Genomic DNA, 15,965 nt, shown 5'->3' on the forward strand with positions numbered 1-15,965 from the left:
TCAACGGGTGGCATCGTGCCAGTCGGACCGATTCGCCAACCTGTCGTAAGCTATTGGTTAACCATAACTAGCGCGGCATGGTTAACAGCCTGTTAAAAGTTGGCTTTTGAGAGTTAAGAAACGAGGGTTGCGCGAGGCTGGAGCAAACGCAAATCGGGCCGCGCTTTTGGCGCGGCCCGATTTTTTAGTGCGAACTGTGTGGTTGAGCGGAGGCGATTAGCCGCGGAAGAGCGACAGGATCGACTGCGACGAACCGTTGGCGATCGACAGCGCCTGGACGCCGAGCTGCTGCTGGACCTGCAGGGCCTGGAGACGGGTCGATTCCTTGTTCATGTCGGCATCGACGAGCTGGCCGACACCGCGATCGATGGAGTCCATCAAGTCCGAGGTGAAGGTCTTCTGCAGGTCGATGGAGCTCTTGGCGGCGCCGAGCGTGGTGGCCGAGTTGGTCATGTCGGCGAGCGCGGAGTCGATGACGGTCAGCATCTGCTTGATCTGCGTATCGCTGGCAGCCGTGCCGCCCGAGAAGATGGTCAGCGAGGCGGCCGAGTAGGTGTCGGTGGCCGTTGCGGCGGCGCCCAGGGTCACGGCAACGGCCGTGAGGGTGGCCACACCAGTGGAGCCGGTGCGCTGCGAGTCCAGGATGCCCTTGTTGAGTGTCGCGGTGGTACCAGCTTCATAGAGCTTGATATTTTCCACCTTGACGTCGATGGTCGAGATCGAAGATGCGCCGGCCGCGTCACGGTTGAACGCCGAAAGGATCTTCACATCGGCAGCCGTCGTGGCTGTTGCACCGCTGTCCACGGACAGCATGTTGGTACCGGAGAAGGTGGCGCCGTCAGCGTAGGACTTCATCTGCGCCTGAAGAGCGGTGATTTCGGTCTGGGTCTTTTCCTTCGAGGCATCCGTCTGGCCGTAGGAAGCCAGCAGCTTGGCCTTGATCTGGTTGATGGTCGAGATCGCGCTGTTCATGCCGGTGTAGGCGGTGTCGACCTTCGAGGCGCCGAGGCCGAGTGCGTCCGAAACCGTGGACATTGCCGAGTTGTCGGAGCGCATCGTGGTGGCGATCGACCAGTAAGCGGCGTTGTCCGAGGCCTGCGAGACGCGGTAACCGGTCGAGATGCGGGCCTGGGTGTCGGTGAGGGATTTGCTGGTGGCGTTAAGGCTCTGCAGAGCCGTCAACGCGGCGGAGTTCGTCATGATGCTGGACATGGTACTCGTACCTTGATTTTACAGGTGTTTTTTACATACCGGGTCTCCCGGTATGACGGTGCGGCATCATGCCAATGATCTCTGAAATCGATCACCCGCCATCTGCGAGCGAATATGCGGGCAAGTCCCTACCAAAGGGCTAAACCGGACGGTTAATCGAAAATATATTGCGTGATTTTTGCGCCGCAGCAGCGCGCCAGGGCGACGCTGCAGGATTCAGGTGCCGGGCGGTCAGTTGAAGGAGCGCACCAGGCTGCCGACAAGCAGATTCCAGCCGTCGATCAGGACGAAGAACAGGATCTTGAACGGCAGCGACACCACCGTCGGCGGCAGCATCATCATGCCCATCGCCATGGTGATCGTGGCGACGATCAGGTCGATGACCAGGAATGGCAGCACGATCAGGAAGCCGATCTCGAAGCCGCGCCGGATCTCCGAGATCATGAAGGCGGGCACCAGGATACGCAGGTCGACGGTGTCGCGCGCTACGGTCTGGCCGCGCTCGCGGGCGAGATCGGCGAACAGGTCGAAGTCCTTGTCGCGCACATTGCGCAGCATGAAGGTGCGGAACGGATCCGAAATCTTGTCGAAGGCTTCGGTCTGGGTGATCTGGTTGTCCATCAGCGGCTTGACGCCGGTGTTCCAGGCCTGGTCGAAGGTTGGCGCCATGACGTAGAAGGTCATGAACAGCGACAGCGAAATGAGAATGAGGTTTGCCGGTGTCGACTGCAGGCCAATGCCGGCGCGCAGGATCGAGAAGGCGATGACGAAACGGGTGAAGCTCGTCACCATGATCAGCAGGCCCGGCGCCACCGACAGCACGGTCAGCAGGCCGAACATCTGGATGATGTAGCCGACGGTGGTGCCATCGGCCTTGCCGATGCCGCCGAGATCGAGCTGCTGGGCCGCCGCGACCGAGGTGGCGGCGGCGATCATCGCCGTGGCGAGAAGGAATTTTCTCATTCGAGCAGCAATGTCCTGATGAGGATCTGTTTGGCGTGACCCTGGCTGCGGATCGAGGCGCGTTCCTCGAGATCTGCCTTCAGGTGCTGGTAGCCGCTGGCGCCCTCGATCTGATGCATCTTCAAGGTACGCACCAGGGCCAGAAGGTCCTGGTGGATGTCATCTGACATTGCCTGTGGCTGCGGCCCGTCATAGACGACGGACACCTCCATCCTGATCCAGGTATCGGCAGGCGAGGCGATGTTGGTGGTGATCGGCGCCAGCACGACGAGCATCGGTCCCACGCCCGGCTGTTCGGCCGAGGCGGACTGCTCGGCCTTGCCTTCGTTCTCGGGCGCCACTGGTACCGACGCAGGGGCATCGACGCCCTTGAGATAGCCGCCGGACATCCAGCCCATGCCGATGGCGGCCGCCGTCACAACCAGCAGCATGCCGGCCTGGATGGCAAGGGAGGGACCCTTGCGCGGCTGAACCTGTTCGACATTTGCCACGGTGCGGTGTCCCCGATCCTAGAACGGAAGAACCTGGTCGAGAATCTGCTGACCGTAGGCAGGTTGCTGGACCTCGGTGATGCGGCCGCGTCCGCCGTAGGAGATGCGCGCTTCGGCGATGCGTTCGTAGGGGATGGTGTTCTCGGCGCCGATGTCGGCCGGCCGCACGATGCCGGCGATGGTCAGCACCCTGAGTTCGGCGTTGACGCGCACTTCCTGCGACCCCTTGATCATCAGATTGCCATTTGGCAGGACGTCGATGACGATGGCGGCGACGTTGAGCTCCAGGGTTTCCGATCGCTTGATCTCGCCGTCGGCCGTCGTGTCCGTGGCGGAGTTGAGAGCGCCAGCACCCTTGCCGGCGGTGCTGCCAACCTTGTCCCACTGCGCGCTGATGTCGAAACCGAGCTTGCGGTTGGCGGTGCGGCTCCTGTCGTTCTGGTTCTTGAAGTTGGCCCGGTCATTGATCTTGATCTTGACGGTCAGGATGTCGCCCTGGGACAGCGCCCGCGGGTCGGTGAACAGCCGGCTCTGGCGATCATCCCAGAGCGAGAATTTCCTGGGCGGTGCCGGCGGTGTTTCCGGATAGCGATAGAGGGACGAGGTGCTGCCGTCGTCGATGCCGGAGCCGACTGGCGACAAGGCTGGATCCCTACCGACCTCCTTGAGGTTGGTTCCGCAACCGGACAGCACGGCGACCGCGCACAGGACGAGCATCTTGCGGATCATGACGGATCTACCCTTCGGGCTGCGCTGGCCATGATGCCGGTGAGCGTCGCCGCCGCCTTCTGGTCCATTTCGTTGAGGATGACGCTCGCCTTGCGTGAATCGAGCTTCATCAATATGGCCGCCGCCAGATCGGCGTTGACGATGGCCAGCCGCTCGGCGGCGGCGTCGGGTTTCATGCCGGCGTAGATCTGGACAACGCCGTCTTCGGCCCGGGCCAGGAAAACCTCGCGCCGCTTCAGCCAGGTCTCGTACTCGGCCTTTTTTGCATCCAGAGCCTTCATGCGCTCGTCGATGCCGGCCTGGAGCTGCTTCAGTTCCTCCGCCTGCAAAGCATAACGGCGGTCGCGGGCGGCGTCAGCGATATTGGAGCAGAAGCGCTCGATCTCGCTTTGGTCGGGCGCCTTTTCCCGCGTCAATTGCTGCGGCGCCGCTGCGGCCGGTGCTCCCGGCAAGACCTGGCGGACCGCCTCCTCTCCGCGCGCGATGCCGCCGGCAAGTGACATGGCGGCAACGGCAGCGGCCGCGAGCAGGATTGCGGCGGGGCGGCGTCTTTCGTGGCGTGAGACGGAGCGGATCATCGGCATCGCCTATTGCAGAACCAGGTCGGCCTGCAGGGCGCCGGCCGACTTGATGCCCTGCAGAATGGCAATGATGCCGTCCGGCTTGACGCCGAGACGGTTGAGGCCGGAAACGAGGGTCTGGAGATCGGGTCCGTCAAGCACCGCTACGCGGGCGTCGGGCCGGCTGGCTTCGATGGCGGTGAACGGTTCGACGGCGGTCTCGCCCTTGGAGAAGGGCTCCGGCTGCACAACGCGCGGTGCTTCGGTGATGCGCACGGTGAGCGTGCCGTGGCTGATGGCGACCCGCGAGATCTTGACGTCGTTGCCGATGACGATGGTGCCAGTGCGCTCGTCGATGACGACACGGGCCGGTGTGTCGGATTCGACCACCAGATTCTCGATCTCGGCATAGAAGCGAGCGGCCGAAACCGCCTTCGGCCTTCTGATCTGAACGGTGCGGGAATCGCGTTCCGCCGCCACCCGCATGCCGAAGCGCTGGCTTGTGTAGTCGTTGATGGCGTCCGCAATGCGGATTGCGGTCGAGAAATCGGGATTGCGCAGTTGCAGCGTCAGCGTCGCTTGATCGTCGAACTCGGCCTGGACGGCACGCTCGACGATGGCGCCGTTCGGCACGCGGCCGGAGGTCGGCACGCCTTGCGTCAGCTGCTCGGCCTGGCCCTGTGCGGTGAAGCCGGACACGATGACCGAGCCCTGGCCGACGGCGTAGATCTCGCCGTCCGCCGCCTTCAGCGGCGTCATGATCAGCGTGCCGCCGGCGAGCGAGGTCGCGTCGCCCATCGAAGAGACATCGATGTCGATGCGGGCACCCGACTGCACGTAAGGCGGCATGTTGGCGGTGACGATGACGGCGGCGACATTCTTGGCGCGCGCGCGGCCACCCTCGGTGGCGATGCCGAGATTTTCGAGCATGGCGCGGATCGATTGTTCGGTGAACGGCGCGTTGCGCAGGCTGTCGCCCGATCCGGCAAGCCCGATGACCAGGCCGTAGCCGACCAACTGGTTGTCGCGCGAACTCTGCAGCTGGGCGATGTCCTTGATGCGCGAGGCGACTTGGCCCGGCGGCAACGAACTCGGCCCGGTGGAAACCCGGAACATGCGGCTGGTGGTGGCCGGATCATATTCGGGGTCGTTGTAGACGCCGCCATTCTTGGCGGCGAGCTCGCGCTTGGCCTTCGGCGTCAGGCCGTCGGCCATTGCCGGCTGCAGGCCAAGCACGGCAGCCAACATCAGGGAAACGCCGCGTATCATGAGTCGCTGACCTGGATGGTTCCATCCGCCATCACCGTGCCGGACAGGATCTTGCCGCTGTCGATGTTGCGAACCTTGACGAGGTCGCCCGCGGCTCCTGGCTGCAGCGTCACGGCGGTGGCGGAGATCGTCAGTCCGCCGGCGATGAAGAAGACCTGCACGGAGGCGCCCTGTTCTACCAGCCAAGCCTCGCGGATGGCGGTGGAGGGGATGTAGCGGCCGGGCAGCAGCGTGCGCTTGGCGACCTTGCCGTCGAGTTCCTCGGCTCGTGTGACGACGCCGTCCGGCTTGTGCTTGCCGGCGATGAGGGTCACCTGTTTAAGGGCCGTGAGTTCGATGGTCTGGCCGGGATAGATGACCCGGTTGGGAATCAGCACGACGTCGCCAACAGGTTGATTGCTGGCGATCTGCGTGGCTGACTGATCGGCCGATTGGTCTGTCGATTGACTTGTCGATTCCTGGGCAAAAGCCGGCATGCCGCCGGCCACCAGCGCTAGGACGAGCGCGGTGCGGCGGAATGCGGACAGGAGGCCGGGCGTCGACATCATGCGTTACCTGATGTTCTTGGAGACGACGGAGGCCATGTCGTCGGCGGCCTGGATGACCTTGGAGTTCATCTCATAGGCGCGCTGCGCCGAGATCAACTCGGTGATTTCCTTGACCGGGTCGACGTTGGAGGCTTCGAGATAGCCTTGCTGGATGGTGGCAAAGCCGGGATCGCCCGGGACGCCGACATTGGCCGGCCCCGAAGCCGTGGTTTCCTGGAACAGATTGTCGCCGAGCGGCGCCAGGCCCGCCTCGTTGGCGAAATTGGCGATCTGAAGCTGGCCGAGGTTCTGCAGGTCGGTCTGGCCATCGATGCGGGCAAACACCTGCCCCGTCTTGTTGACGATGACCTCGACGGCATCGACGGGGACGTTGATTGCCGGAATGACGGCGGCGCCATCCACTGTCACCAACTGGCCGGTGGCGTTGGTGTTGAGCGCGCCGGCGCGGCTGTAGAGCGTGCCGCCGTCGGCACCCTCGATCTGGAACCAGCCTCTGCCGGTGAGCGCCAGGTCGAAACTGTTGCCGGTGCTGGTCAGTTCCCCCTGTGTGTGCACGTTGCGCACGGCCGTCGTCTTGACGCCGAGGCCGATCGAGACGCCCTCCGGCACCAGCGAGGCGTTGGAGCGGTTGGGCACACCTTGGGTGCGGTCGACCTGATAGAGCAGGTCGGAGAATTCGGCCCGGGCGCGCTTGTAACCGGTGGTGTTGATGTTGGCGATGTTGTTGGCGATGACTTCCAGATTTGTCTGCTGGGCATTCATGCCGGTGGCGGCGATGGCGAGTGCTTTCATGGCGGAATTCCTCAGATGCCCATTCGACTGACTTCGAGATAGGCGGAAACCACCTTGTCGCGAATGGCGACGGCGGTCTGAAGCGCCTGCTGCGCGCTCATCACGGCGTCGACCACCTGACGGGTGTCGACGTCGCCCTTGAGCGCCTGCACCGACACCTGCTCGGCATTCTGCAGCGTGTTGACGGTCTTGGAGGCTGCCTGGCTCAGCGCCTCGGCGAAGGAGGTGCCGACATTGCCGCCGGCCGAAGGTGTCGCGCCGCCCTGGAGCAGGCTTGTCACCGCGTCGTCGCCGCCGATCGACGACTTGAACTGAAGGGCTCCGATACCGCTGATCATTACTGGTTCCTCATCAGGTCGATGGTCATGGAAATCAGATCGCGCGCCTGCTTGACGACCTGAAGGTTGGCCTCGTAGGAGCGGTTGGCCTCGGTCATGTCGGCCATTTCGATCAGCACGTTGACGTTGGGCATCTTGACGTAGCCCTTCTCGTCGGCAGCCTCGTTGCCGGGCTGGAACTCGACCGGAAAGTCACTGGGATCACGATCGATCGAGTTGACCTGGACCAGCGAGCCGCCTGTCGTGCGGTCGAGCTCGGAGACGAAGCTGATGGTCTTGCGGCGATAGGGGTCGGAGCCCGGTGCGGTGCCGGTCGACTGGGCGTTGGCGAGGTTTTCGGAAACCACGCGCAGGCGCTCCGACTGGGCGCCAAGGCCGGATGCTGCGACTTTGAGGGCTGCGGTCAGCGCGTCCATGGTCAGCTCTTCACAGCCATCATCATCATCGAATGGAACGCCTTGACGATCGCCGTGTTGAGTTCGAAGGAGCGGCGCACCTCGCCGGCCTTCAGCAACTGGTCTTCCAGCACGACCGAGTTCTTGGACGGCATGACAACGCCGTCATCTTCCTGGGGCTTGATGGTGAAGCCGGCATTGGTCGCTGCGTTGCCGAGATGGCCGGCCTGCGTGGCCTGCAGCGATACGGCTGTGCGGTCGAGCACTTTTTCGAACGGCTCGACATCGTTTGCCGTGTAGCCTGGCGTGTTGGCGTTGGCGATGTTGCCGGCGACGGCGGACTGGCGCACGGCCAGCCACTGGGCTTGCTTGGCGGCGAGGTCGAAAAGGGAAACGGGCTCCATGGGAATCTCCGGGCGGGTTCCCGAAGACTAGGCCGCCAGTCTTGCGCGGACCTTGCGGATGCCCGAAGGCCTGAGACGTGGCGTCTATTTGGAGAGTTCGATCACCTGGTCGGCACTGGTGATCATGACCCATTTGCCGTTGCGCTGCTCGATGGAGGATACTTGGCTGGAGTCAGGCAGCATCGAGCCACGCTGGACGATCCAGAGGCCAGCATCGTCCTCGATCATGGCACGGCCGTTGGCGACATGAACCATGCGGAATTTCGCCGCGTCGGCCGGAAAGGGTTGCTCATCGGGCGCAGGTGCTGAATTGGCATCATCCTGCACGGTTCCCGTGGCAAGCAGATCGAGATTGGCCGCGGGGACGTCCTTTGCCGTCAGCGGCGCGCTGCGTTGCGCGACCACGCCGCCGCCCGCCCGTCCCGAATTGGTGCCGGTGCCGCCGAACTTCATCGCCTGGACGCCGAACTGGTCCTGGTTGAAGAAAATGTACCAGGGAAACGAAGCGCAGATCAGCCCGAGCGTGATGCCGAGCGCGGCAATGACGAGATCGCTGCGCCGGTCGGACTTCTTGTTCAGCCGGGGGAACTGCGCCTTTGGCGGCTGTGGCCATTCGGTGAGCGGGAACAGACCGTCGATCAACGAGTCGCGGCTGGCCTGCGCCATCTCGGCAGCTTCCGTCCGGGGCAGGGGAGGCTTGCCAGCCCTGGCCAGAACAGCTTCGGCTTTGTCGGCCTTGGCGCGGTCAGCCTTTGCCTTGGCAGCTCTTGCTTCGTCAGCCCGGGCTTCCTCGGCGGCGTTGGCCTCGGCGATCATGTCGCGCAGGATGCGCTCGGTATATTCGCGTTCAGTCTCCGGCATCGGCGTTCAGCTTGCTCTTGAGGTGGCGGGCGAGATCGGAGAACGGGTCGACCGACGGGCGATCCTTCGGCGCTTGCGTCAATGCCTCGTAGATCAGCGGCACCTGGCGCACGGCAATATCGAGTTCGGCATCGACGCCGCCCTGATAGGCGCCCAGCAGGCGGATATCGCGCGTGTCCTCGAAGCGCGAGATCATCGACTTCAGCCTTGTCACCAGCGCGCGCTGTTCGGTGCTCCAGGCCTTTCCGGCCAGCCGCGATATGGACGACAGCGGATTGACCGGCGGATAGCGGCCCTGTTCGGCGATCGTGCGGTCGAGCACGACATGGCCGTCGAGGATGCCGCGCACGGAATCGGCGACCGGATCATTGTGATCGTCGCCGTCGACCAGCACGGAGATGATGGCGGTGATCGACCCCTTGCCTTCAGCGCCTGGCCCGGCGCGCTCGAGCAGCTTGGGCAGTTCGGTGAACACCGAGGCCGGATAGCCGCGGGCGACCGGCGGCTCGCCGGTTCCCGTCGCCACCTCGCGCAAGGCGTGAGCGAAGCGGGTGATCGAGTCCAGCACCAGGAGCACGCGGTGCCCCTGGTCGCGAAAATGCTCGGCCACGCGCATGGCGGTGTCCGGCGCCCGCCGGCGCATCATGGCGCTCTCGTCGCTGGTGGCGACGACGGCGACGGTCTTGGCCATGCTGTCGCCGATCGTGTCTTCGAGGAATTCACGCACTTCGCGGCCGCGTTCGCCGATAAGCGCCACGACGACGGTGTCGAATGCGTCGGCGCCGGCGAGCATGGCAAGCAGCGTCGACTTGCCGACGCCGGAGCCGGCAAAGATGCCGAGGCGCTGGCCGAAGCAGAGCGGTGTGAAGATGTCGATGACCTTGACGCCGGTCATGAAGGCGGTGCCGACGCGCTGCCGCGCCATGGCGCCGGGCGTCGTCTGGGCGCCGCTCGATGCGTCGTCGCCCCTGGCCAAAGGCGGGCCGCCATCGATTGCCCTGGTAAGCGCGTCGATGGTGCGGCCGCGCCACGTGGCATGCGGCGCCACCGCGAGCGGACCGCGGCGGAACACGGCGTCGCCGATGCCGGCATCGGCGCTGCGTTCGAAGGGTGCCACGACGACCTCGTCACGGCTGATCTTGACGATCTCGCCGCGGCGCGCTCCGGCATGGCCGCGCTGCTCGACGATGTCGCCCAGCCTGGCGAAATCGGAAAGGCCGTGCACCTTGTAGTGCGTGGGCGTGACTTCGGTGACGCGGCCGCCGCGCTTGAGCAGCGCCTCGGTGTCGGCGAAACGCCGCCAGATCCGTTCCAGCGCCGCAAGCCGGTCTTCCGGCGCCGGCTGAAGCTGTCTTTCGGGTGCGCGCAGGGATGGCTGGTCGAGCGACATGGGTTACTTCGAGCCGAGCGTCTTGATCGCCTCGTCGGTGGAGGAGTCGGTCTGCCGCATCAGGGCGGCGGTGTTCTCGAAGGCACGCTGGACCATGATCAGCCGGGTGATCTCCAGCACGGGATTGACGTTGGATTCTTCGAGAAAACCCTGGGCGACGCCGATATCGGAGCGATCGGTGACAGGCTCTGGTGTGCGCGCCGGAACGATGCCGGAATTGCCGTAGCGGACGAAGTTTTCGCCCGGATCGAAATTGTAGACACCGATCGAGCCGACAAGCTGATCGTTCTGGCGCAGCGAACCGTCGGCCCCGGCCTTGGGCGGACCGTTGCGAGGGTCAAGCTGGATCGGCGAGCCGCCGGCATCGAGCACCGGGTGACCCTCGATCGACATCAACTCGCCGTTCTCGTTCATCGAAAAGCGCCCGTCGCGGGTCATGACGGTGCCGACAGGCGTATCGATGGCGAACCAGGCATCGCCCTGAATGGCGAAATCGAACGGATTTCCGGTCTCGTTCAAAGCACCGTGAGCGCCGGAAAGATAGGTCTTGCCGGAGGACGCGAAGGACACCGATTTCGGCCCGGTGCCGGACACGACGTCCTCGAACTTCACGCCGGTGGCGCGAAAGCCGATCGTCGAGGCGTTGGCGACATTGTCGGCGATCGTATCGAGGCGGCGCTCGAGTGCGATCTGCGAGGAAAGGGCGACGTACAGGCTGTCCCGCATGATGGTCTCAGAACCTCAGTTTCTGCATGGCCATCATCAGGTCGGTGGAGATGCCGACCGTGAGCGGCTGGGCAAACAGCACGCTGACCGAGGAGACGGCCGATGAGGTTGGGTTTTTGATCTCGTACATGCTGGTGAAGCGCGTCAGGAACTTGCCGATCTTCTCGGGATCGGAGAAATCCGAGATGTCGAGTTTCTGCTCGAACAGCTGCGCCTGCTTGTCGACATCGGCGGTGGCGAAGGAATCGGGCAGGCCGAGCACGGTGCGCACGACGCTGGCAAGCGCGGTGTCGGCCAGCACATCGTACCAGCTGGTGATGGTCGGTCCCTTGCGGTCGAAGTAGAGCGCCAGCCGCACGCCCTCGTTGGTCTGGCCGGCATCCTCTTCGAGGGTCTGGCGCATGTATTTGTCGACGGTCGGCTGCTGCGCCGGATTGATGGTGGTGGCCGCTTCGCCGTATTGTTCGAAGTTGAAGGCGGTGGCCAGCCCGGCATAGGCCTTGTTCGTCATCTTGTTGGCGACGCTGTCGGCGTCACGAATGCCACCGGCAAGGACTTTGCGGATGAGGTCCTTGCTTTCCGTCGCCGGATCGAGTCCGTAGGCCGAGAGCACATAGTTGTACAATCGGCTGTTGGCCATCAGGTCGTCGATGGATTTCACGTTCGTGACGTTGGCAAGGTAGTATGCAGTCTCGGACTTGATGTAGTCCGCATTCGGCGCGATCAGGCCAAGCGCCGACTCTGTCGTATAGATTATCAGCGTGTCTTTCTGCACTTCGTCGCGTGACGTTGTCTGATCGCCATATTGGGCAAAGTTGAAGGCCGTGACGAAGTTGGCGTACCGTTTATCCGTCAGCTTGTTTGCCGGGCTGTCGGGGTCGCTGACGCCGCCCTCGAGCATTGTGCGGACCTGCTGCGGCGTTTCGGTTGACGCATCCAGTCCGTAGGAAGCCATGGCGAAGGTGAGCAGGCGCTTATCCGCCATGAGGTCGTCGATCGACGTCACCTTGGAAATGTTTGCCGCGTAATAATCAGCCTCGCCCTTGATATATTGCGCGCTCGGCTCGACCAATTTCAGTCCGGCTCCGGCCATGTATCCTTTCGGCACCGCCTGCTGGACATCGTCGCGCATGGTCGTCTGATCGCCATACTGGGCGAAGTCGAAGGCCGAGACGAATTTGGCGTAGCTCTTGTCGGGCAGTTTGTTGGCGGGACTGTCGGGATCGCTGACGCCACCTTCGAGCATCGCCTTGACGGTTGCGGCCGGTTCGGTCGCGGCGTCGAGTCCGAAAGCGGCCATCGCGTATGTCAGCAGGCGGCTGTCGCCCATCAGGTCGTCGACAGACTTAACCTTGGAGATGTTGGTGACGTAGTAGGCGGTTTCGCTCTGGTAGTAAGAGAACCCGGTCTGCGAGGTGCCGATCTTGACTTGCAGCGCATAGTTGCTGGTCACCAGTTGCTGCGCCTTGTTGTAGACGGTCGTATTGGCGCCGTTGGCGGCGAAATTGAAGGCTCTGACGAATTCGGCGTAACGCTTGTCGGTCAGCTTGTTGGCGAAGCTGTTGGGATCGGAGACGCCTTCCTTGAGTGCCTTGACCATGAAGGCCTTGGCGTAGTCCATGTCCTCGAGCCCGTATGCCTTCATGGCATATTTGAACAAACGGTCATTCTTGACGAAATCGTCGATCGATTTCACCTTGGTGATGTTGTCCAGATAATATTTGGTGTCGCGATCAACCACGGGCTGCTTCTCGATCCTGTCGAGCGACTTTGAAATGTCCCTGGTGATGAGCTGGTAGCTGGTAAAGGTATTAAGCAAAGACGTGCCTCCGGCCGAAGCTATGTCAGGACAATACCCCTACTTCCTTGCGCGAAACTGAATCGTCTCCGACGCTTTCGATTCAAGCCTCACACAAGGCACGGGGGCTATCCCTTGCTCGCGAAGTGAAATGCGGAAGGACCTGTCGTGGGCATTCTGATTGGACTGGTGGTGACGCTCGGCTGCGTCCTTGGCGGCTTCATGGCGATGGGGGGCCATCTTCATGTGCTGATCCAGCCGTGGGAGGCCGTGATCATCTGTGGCGCGGCTTTTGGCACCTTCCTCGTCGCCAATCCGATGAAGACGGTCAAGGACACCGGCAAGGGCATCCTCGAAGCCTTCAAGCAGGCGGTGCCGAAGGAACAGGACTATCTCGAAACGCTCGGCGTGCTGCATTCACTGATGCGCGAGCTGCGGTCGAAATCCCGCAGCGAGGTCGAGGCGCATATCGACAATCCGGAAGAGTCGGCGATTTTCCAGGCGTTCCCGACCGTGCTGCATAACCATGACCTGACGCATTTCATCTGCGACTACTGCCGCATCATCATCATCGGCAATGCCCGCTCGCACGAGATCGAGGCGCTGATGGACGAAGAAATCCAGACCATCAGGACCGACAAGATGAAGGCCTATCACGCGATGGTGGCGGTGGGCGATGGCCTGCCGGCGCTCGGCATCGTCGCTGCCGTGCTCGGCGTGGTCAAGGCGATGGGCGCGCTCGACCAGTCGCCGGAAATCCTCGGCGGTCTGATTGGCGCCGCACTTGTCGGAACGTTCCTCGGCATCTTCCTGTCCTATTCGGTGGTCGGGCCGGTCGCCACCAAGATCAAGACGGTGCGCGAGAAGAAGAACCGCCTCTACATCATCGTCAAGCAGACGCTGCTGGCCTACATGAACGGCGCGCTGCCGCAGGTGGCGATCGAGTTCGGCCGCAAGACCATCTCATCCTATGAACGGCCGACGATCGACGCTGTCGAGCAGAGCACGATGAATACCGGCACCGTCGAAAAGAAGGCCGCCTGAACGATGCGCGACAGATCGGTCCCGGCACTGTCATGACCAGCCTGGGCAGCCCAGCGGACGCGCGCTCGCTGATCATCGAGCGTCTGGTCGGCGACAGCGGCGAGGCCGCCCAGGTCATCGATGCCGGCCGGGCCATGGCCGAGCGCGCCGTGCCGCTGCTGCAGAAAGGCCTGACCGGCGAGCTTGGCGTTCCGGTCATTGTCGATCTCAAAGCGATAGAGATCAGCCGCGTTCCCGAGGCGCGTTCGCGCGCCGGCGACACGTTTGCCCTGAGCGTCGTCGGCTCGTCCGTGTCCTCCGATGCGATGACTCTGGTGATCGATGCTCCGGCGATCGCGATCATGGTCTGCACGTTGTTCGGCGGCGACCCGGATCTGCCGGTGTCGCCGATCGAGCGCGATCTGTCGCAGATCGAAATCGATGTCTCGACCATGGTGTTCCAACAGGTCGCGCAGGCCCTCAACGGGTCGGGAAAGCGCTCGCTTGACCTGCGGCTGCCGGCGCCGCGGGCAATGTCGGGCACCGAGGCGAAGCGATATGTGCTGCGCGACGGCGCGGCGATCCGCATCGTCCTTGGCATCTCGACGCCGGCCGACAGCGGCACCGTCACCGTGACGATGCCGCAGCGCGTCGTGCTGGCCAGCCGCGACGGGGCTGTCCCCGTCAGCGACGACGATCACGGCCCCAGCTGGCGCGCCCGCTTTTCGGAAGAGGTGATGCGCTCCACGGTGGCGCTCGAGGCCACCATGCCGCTTGCGCGGCTGACGCTCGGCGACCTCGACGGTTTCGAAATTGGCCAGGTCATCGAATTCGAGGAAACGGCGCAGTCGCAGGCGCGCCTCAGCGCGCGCGGCAAGACGCTGTTCGTGTGCGAGTTCGGCAAACTGGGGCAGAATTACACCGTCCGAATCAGGCATCCCTACGATGCCGGGCAGGACTTTATCGAAGCGCTGATGCCGGCTTCTGCCGGCCGCGCCTGACATTTGGAGACGATTCATGGCCAAGACCAAGGTGGAAGCCGACCTCGACCAGCCGGACGAGCAGCTCGACCGTGCCATTGAAGAATTGCGCGGTGTCCTGCATGAAGAGGAGCAACGCCCCGATGCGGCGTTCAGGGCCGCTTCATCAGCCAATTCGAGCGTCATCATGAACATCCCCGTCGATGTCCAGATCATCCTCGGCAGCACCGAGATGCCGGTCTCCGAGCTGATGGCGCTGCAGAAGGGGTCGACGGTGGCGCTCAATCGCCGGATCGGCGAACCTGTCGACGTCGTTGTCAACGGCCGCAAGATCGCGCGTGGCGAAATCACCGTGCTGGAAAGCGATCCGTCGCGCTTCGGCATCAGGCTGACCGAAATCATCGCCGGCACGAAGGGCGCCTAGACATGGATTGCGGGGCTTGCCGGTGGCAGCGGAGGCGAGTGGCATGACGACGCCGGTGACCTTGACCCGTGCGCAGAAGGCGGCCGCCATATTGGTGGCGATGGGCAAGCCGTCGGCCAGCCGCCTGCTGAAATTCTTCAAGCAGGAAGAACTGAAGGCGCTGATCGAGGGCGCCCGTCTGCTGCGCACGATTCCGCAAAGCGATCTCGAGCGCATCGTCGCCGAGTTCGAGGCCGAGTTCACCGAAGGGGCGGGATTGCTCGATTCTGCCGACAGGATGGACACCATCCTCAATGAGTCGCTGTCGCCTGAAGAGATGAGCGCGATCATGGGCGACAAGAGGTTCGAGGTCGCCCCGGAAGGCCCGCCGCCGATCTGGCCCGAGCTCGAAAAGCTCGAGCCGGCGCGGCTTGGCGCCTTCCTGGCCGGCGAGCATCCACAGACCGCGGCCATGGTGCTGTCGAAGCTGGCGCCGCAGGCGGCGGCGAGCGTATTGTTGACGTTGACCAAGTCGACGCGCGGCGAAATCATCAAGCGCATGGTGACGATGGCCAATGTTCCGGAAGCCGCAAGCAGGATCGTCGAAAACCGGCTGCGCAGCAGTGTGCTGACGGAAACGTCGACCAAGGATACGTCGGCCGGGCAGGCGCGCGTCGCCAGCGTTCTCAACGAACTGGACAAGCCGCTGCTCGAGGAGGTCATGCAGGATCTGGAAGCCGCCGGCACGCCCGATCTCGATGGCGTCCGGGCGCGCCTGTTTGCCTTTGACGACCTGCCGCTGCTCACCCAGAAGGCGCGGGTGCTGCTGTTCGACGGGCTGTCGACCGAACTGGTCACGCTGGCCCTGCGCGGCGCGCAGGCGGGACTTGCCGAGTCCGTACTGTCGGCGATCGGCGCGCGGTCGCGGCGCATGATCGAAGCCGAACTCGGACAGGGCTCGGAAGGGGTGCCTCTCGCCGACATTACGGCGGCGCGCAAGACGGTCGTGTCGACGACGATCCGGCTGTCGCGCGAAGGCGCCTTCGAACTTCCCTCGACCCAGAACGCCGCCTAAGACCGCCC

Annotated in this window: 19 protein-coding genes; 4 read left to right on the forward strand and 15 right to left on the reverse strand. The window is 63.6% G+C overall.

Annotated features, from left to right (window positions below; all coding sequences use genetic code 11):
* Positions 1-216: 216 nt before the first annotated feature.
* The 15 genes from HB777_01915 to HB777_01985 form a co-directional block, all read right to left on the reverse strand.
* Positions 217-1,212 carry a flagellin gene (locus tag HB777_01915; GenBank protein ID QND62787.1) on the reverse strand — a complete coding sequence of 332 codons (996 nt, stop codon included), beginning with the start codon at positions 1,210-1,212 and terminating at the stop codon, positions 217-219.
* Between the two features lie 231 nt (positions 1,213-1,443).
* Positions 1,444-2,175: a flagellar type III secretion system pore protein FliP gene (gene fliP, locus HB777_01920; GenBank protein QND62788.1), complete on the reverse strand. Its 732-nt coding sequence runs from the start codon at positions 2,173-2,175 to the stop codon at positions 1,444-1,446.
* Complete coding sequence (locus HB777_01925) at positions 2,172-2,666, reverse strand: flagellar basal body-associated FliL family protein (GenBank protein ID QND62789.1); 495 nt, start codon at positions 2,664-2,666, stop codon at positions 2,172-2,174. Before HB777_01925 ends, fliP begins: the two co-directional genes overlap by 4 nt.
* 18 nt (positions 2,667-2,684) lie before the next feature.
* Positions 2,685-3,395, reverse strand: a complete 711-nt coding sequence (locus HB777_01930; protein ID QND62790.1) for a flagellar basal body L-ring protein FlgH — start codon at positions 3,393-3,395, stop codon at positions 2,685-2,687.
* Complete coding sequence (locus HB777_01935; GenBank protein QND62791.1) at positions 3,392-3,979, reverse strand: MotE family protein; 588 nt, start codon at positions 3,977-3,979, stop codon at positions 3,392-3,394. The genes HB777_01930 and HB777_01935 overlap by 4 nt, the downstream gene beginning before the upstream one ends.
* Positions 3,980-3,982: 3 nt before the next feature.
* Positions 3,983-5,224: a flagellar basal body P-ring protein FlgI gene (locus HB777_01940; protein ID QND62792.1), complete on the reverse strand. Its 1,242-nt coding sequence runs from the start codon at positions 5,222-5,224 to the stop codon at positions 3,983-3,985.
* Positions 5,221-5,772: a flagellar basal body P-ring formation protein FlgA gene (gene flgA, locus HB777_01945; GenBank protein QND62793.1), complete on the reverse strand. Its 552-nt coding sequence runs from the start codon at positions 5,770-5,772 to the stop codon at positions 5,221-5,223. The genes HB777_01940 and flgA overlap by 4 nt, the downstream gene beginning before the upstream one ends.
* Positions 5,773-5,775: 3 nt before the next feature.
* Positions 5,776-6,564 (reverse strand): flagellar basal-body rod protein FlgG, encoded by a 789-nt coding sequence (flgG, locus tag HB777_01950; GenBank protein ID QND62794.1) that lies wholly within the window; start codon positions 6,562-6,564, stop codon positions 5,776-5,778.
* Between the two features lie 11 nt (positions 6,565-6,575).
* Positions 6,576-6,902, reverse strand: a complete 327-nt coding sequence (fliE, locus tag HB777_01955) for a flagellar hook-basal body complex protein FliE (protein ID QND62795.1) — start codon at positions 6,900-6,902, stop codon at positions 6,576-6,578.
* Positions 6,902-7,318, reverse strand: coding sequence for a flagellar basal body rod protein FlgC (flgC, locus tag HB777_01960; protein ID QND62796.1), 417 nt, complete (start codon positions 7,316-7,318; stop codon positions 6,902-6,904). The genes fliE and flgC overlap by 1 nt, the downstream gene beginning before the upstream one ends.
* Before the next feature lie 2 nt (positions 7,319-7,320).
* Positions 7,321-7,701, reverse strand: a complete 381-nt coding sequence (flgB, locus tag HB777_01965; protein QND62797.1) for a flagellar basal body rod protein FlgB — start codon at positions 7,699-7,701, stop codon at positions 7,321-7,323.
* An 84-nt stretch (positions 7,702-7,785) separates the two neighbouring features.
* The gene (locus HB777_01970) at positions 7,786-8,562 is read right to left on the reverse strand and encodes a hypothetical protein (protein ID QND62798.1); all 777 of its coding nucleotides are present in this window, start codon (positions 8,560-8,562) and stop codon (positions 7,786-7,788) included.
* Entirely contained in the window at positions 8,549-9,952 is a 1,404-nt protein-coding gene (gene fliI / locus HB777_01975) for a flagellar protein export ATPase FliI (GenBank protein ID QND62799.1), read from the reverse strand. Before fliI ends, HB777_01970 begins: the two co-directional genes overlap by 14 nt.
* A 3-nt stretch (positions 9,953-9,955) precedes the next feature.
* Positions 9,956-10,678, reverse strand: a complete 723-nt coding sequence (gene flgF, locus HB777_01980; GenBank protein ID QND62800.1) for a flagellar basal-body rod protein FlgF — start codon at positions 10,676-10,678, stop codon at positions 9,956-9,958.
* 7 nt (positions 10,679-10,685) lie between these two features.
* Positions 10,686-12,497 (reverse strand): DUF1217 domain-containing protein, encoded by a 1,812-nt coding sequence (locus tag HB777_01985; GenBank protein QND62801.1) that lies wholly within the window; start codon positions 12,495-12,497, stop codon positions 10,686-10,688.
* 147 nt (positions 12,498-12,644) lie between these two features.
* Here HB777_01985 and motA point away from each other — a divergent pair, with 147 nt between their 5' ends.
* From motA to fliG, 4 genes are read left to right on the forward strand one after another with little or no spacing between them, the layout of a single operon-like run.
* Positions 12,645-13,520 (forward strand): flagellar motor stator protein MotA, encoded by an 876-nt coding sequence (gene motA, locus HB777_01990; protein ID QND62802.1) that lies wholly within the window; start codon positions 12,645-12,647, stop codon positions 13,518-13,520.
* A 32-nt stretch (positions 13,521-13,552) separates the two neighbouring features.
* The gene (locus tag HB777_01995; protein ID QND62803.1) at positions 13,553-14,500 is read left to right on the forward strand and encodes a flagellar motor switch protein FliM; all 948 of its coding nucleotides are present in this window, start codon (positions 13,553-13,555) and stop codon (positions 14,498-14,500) included.
* Positions 14,501-14,516: 16 nt separating this feature from the next.
* On the forward strand, positions 14,517-14,903 hold the full coding sequence (gene fliN / locus HB777_02000; GenBank protein QND62804.1) for a flagellar motor switch protein FliN: 387 nt from the start codon (positions 14,517-14,519) through the stop codon (positions 14,901-14,903).
* 43 nt (positions 14,904-14,946) lie between these two features.
* The gene (fliG, locus tag HB777_02005) at positions 14,947-15,957 is read left to right on the forward strand and encodes a flagellar motor switch protein FliG (GenBank protein ID QND62805.1); all 1,011 of its coding nucleotides are present in this window, start codon (positions 14,947-14,949) and stop codon (positions 15,955-15,957) included.
* Positions 15,958-15,965 lie beyond the last annotated feature (8 nt).

Source organism: Mesorhizobium loti (genome assembly GCA_014189435.1).
Lineage (GTDB): Bacteria > Pseudomonadota > Alphaproteobacteria > Rhizobiales > Rhizobiaceae > Mesorhizobium > Mesorhizobium loti_G.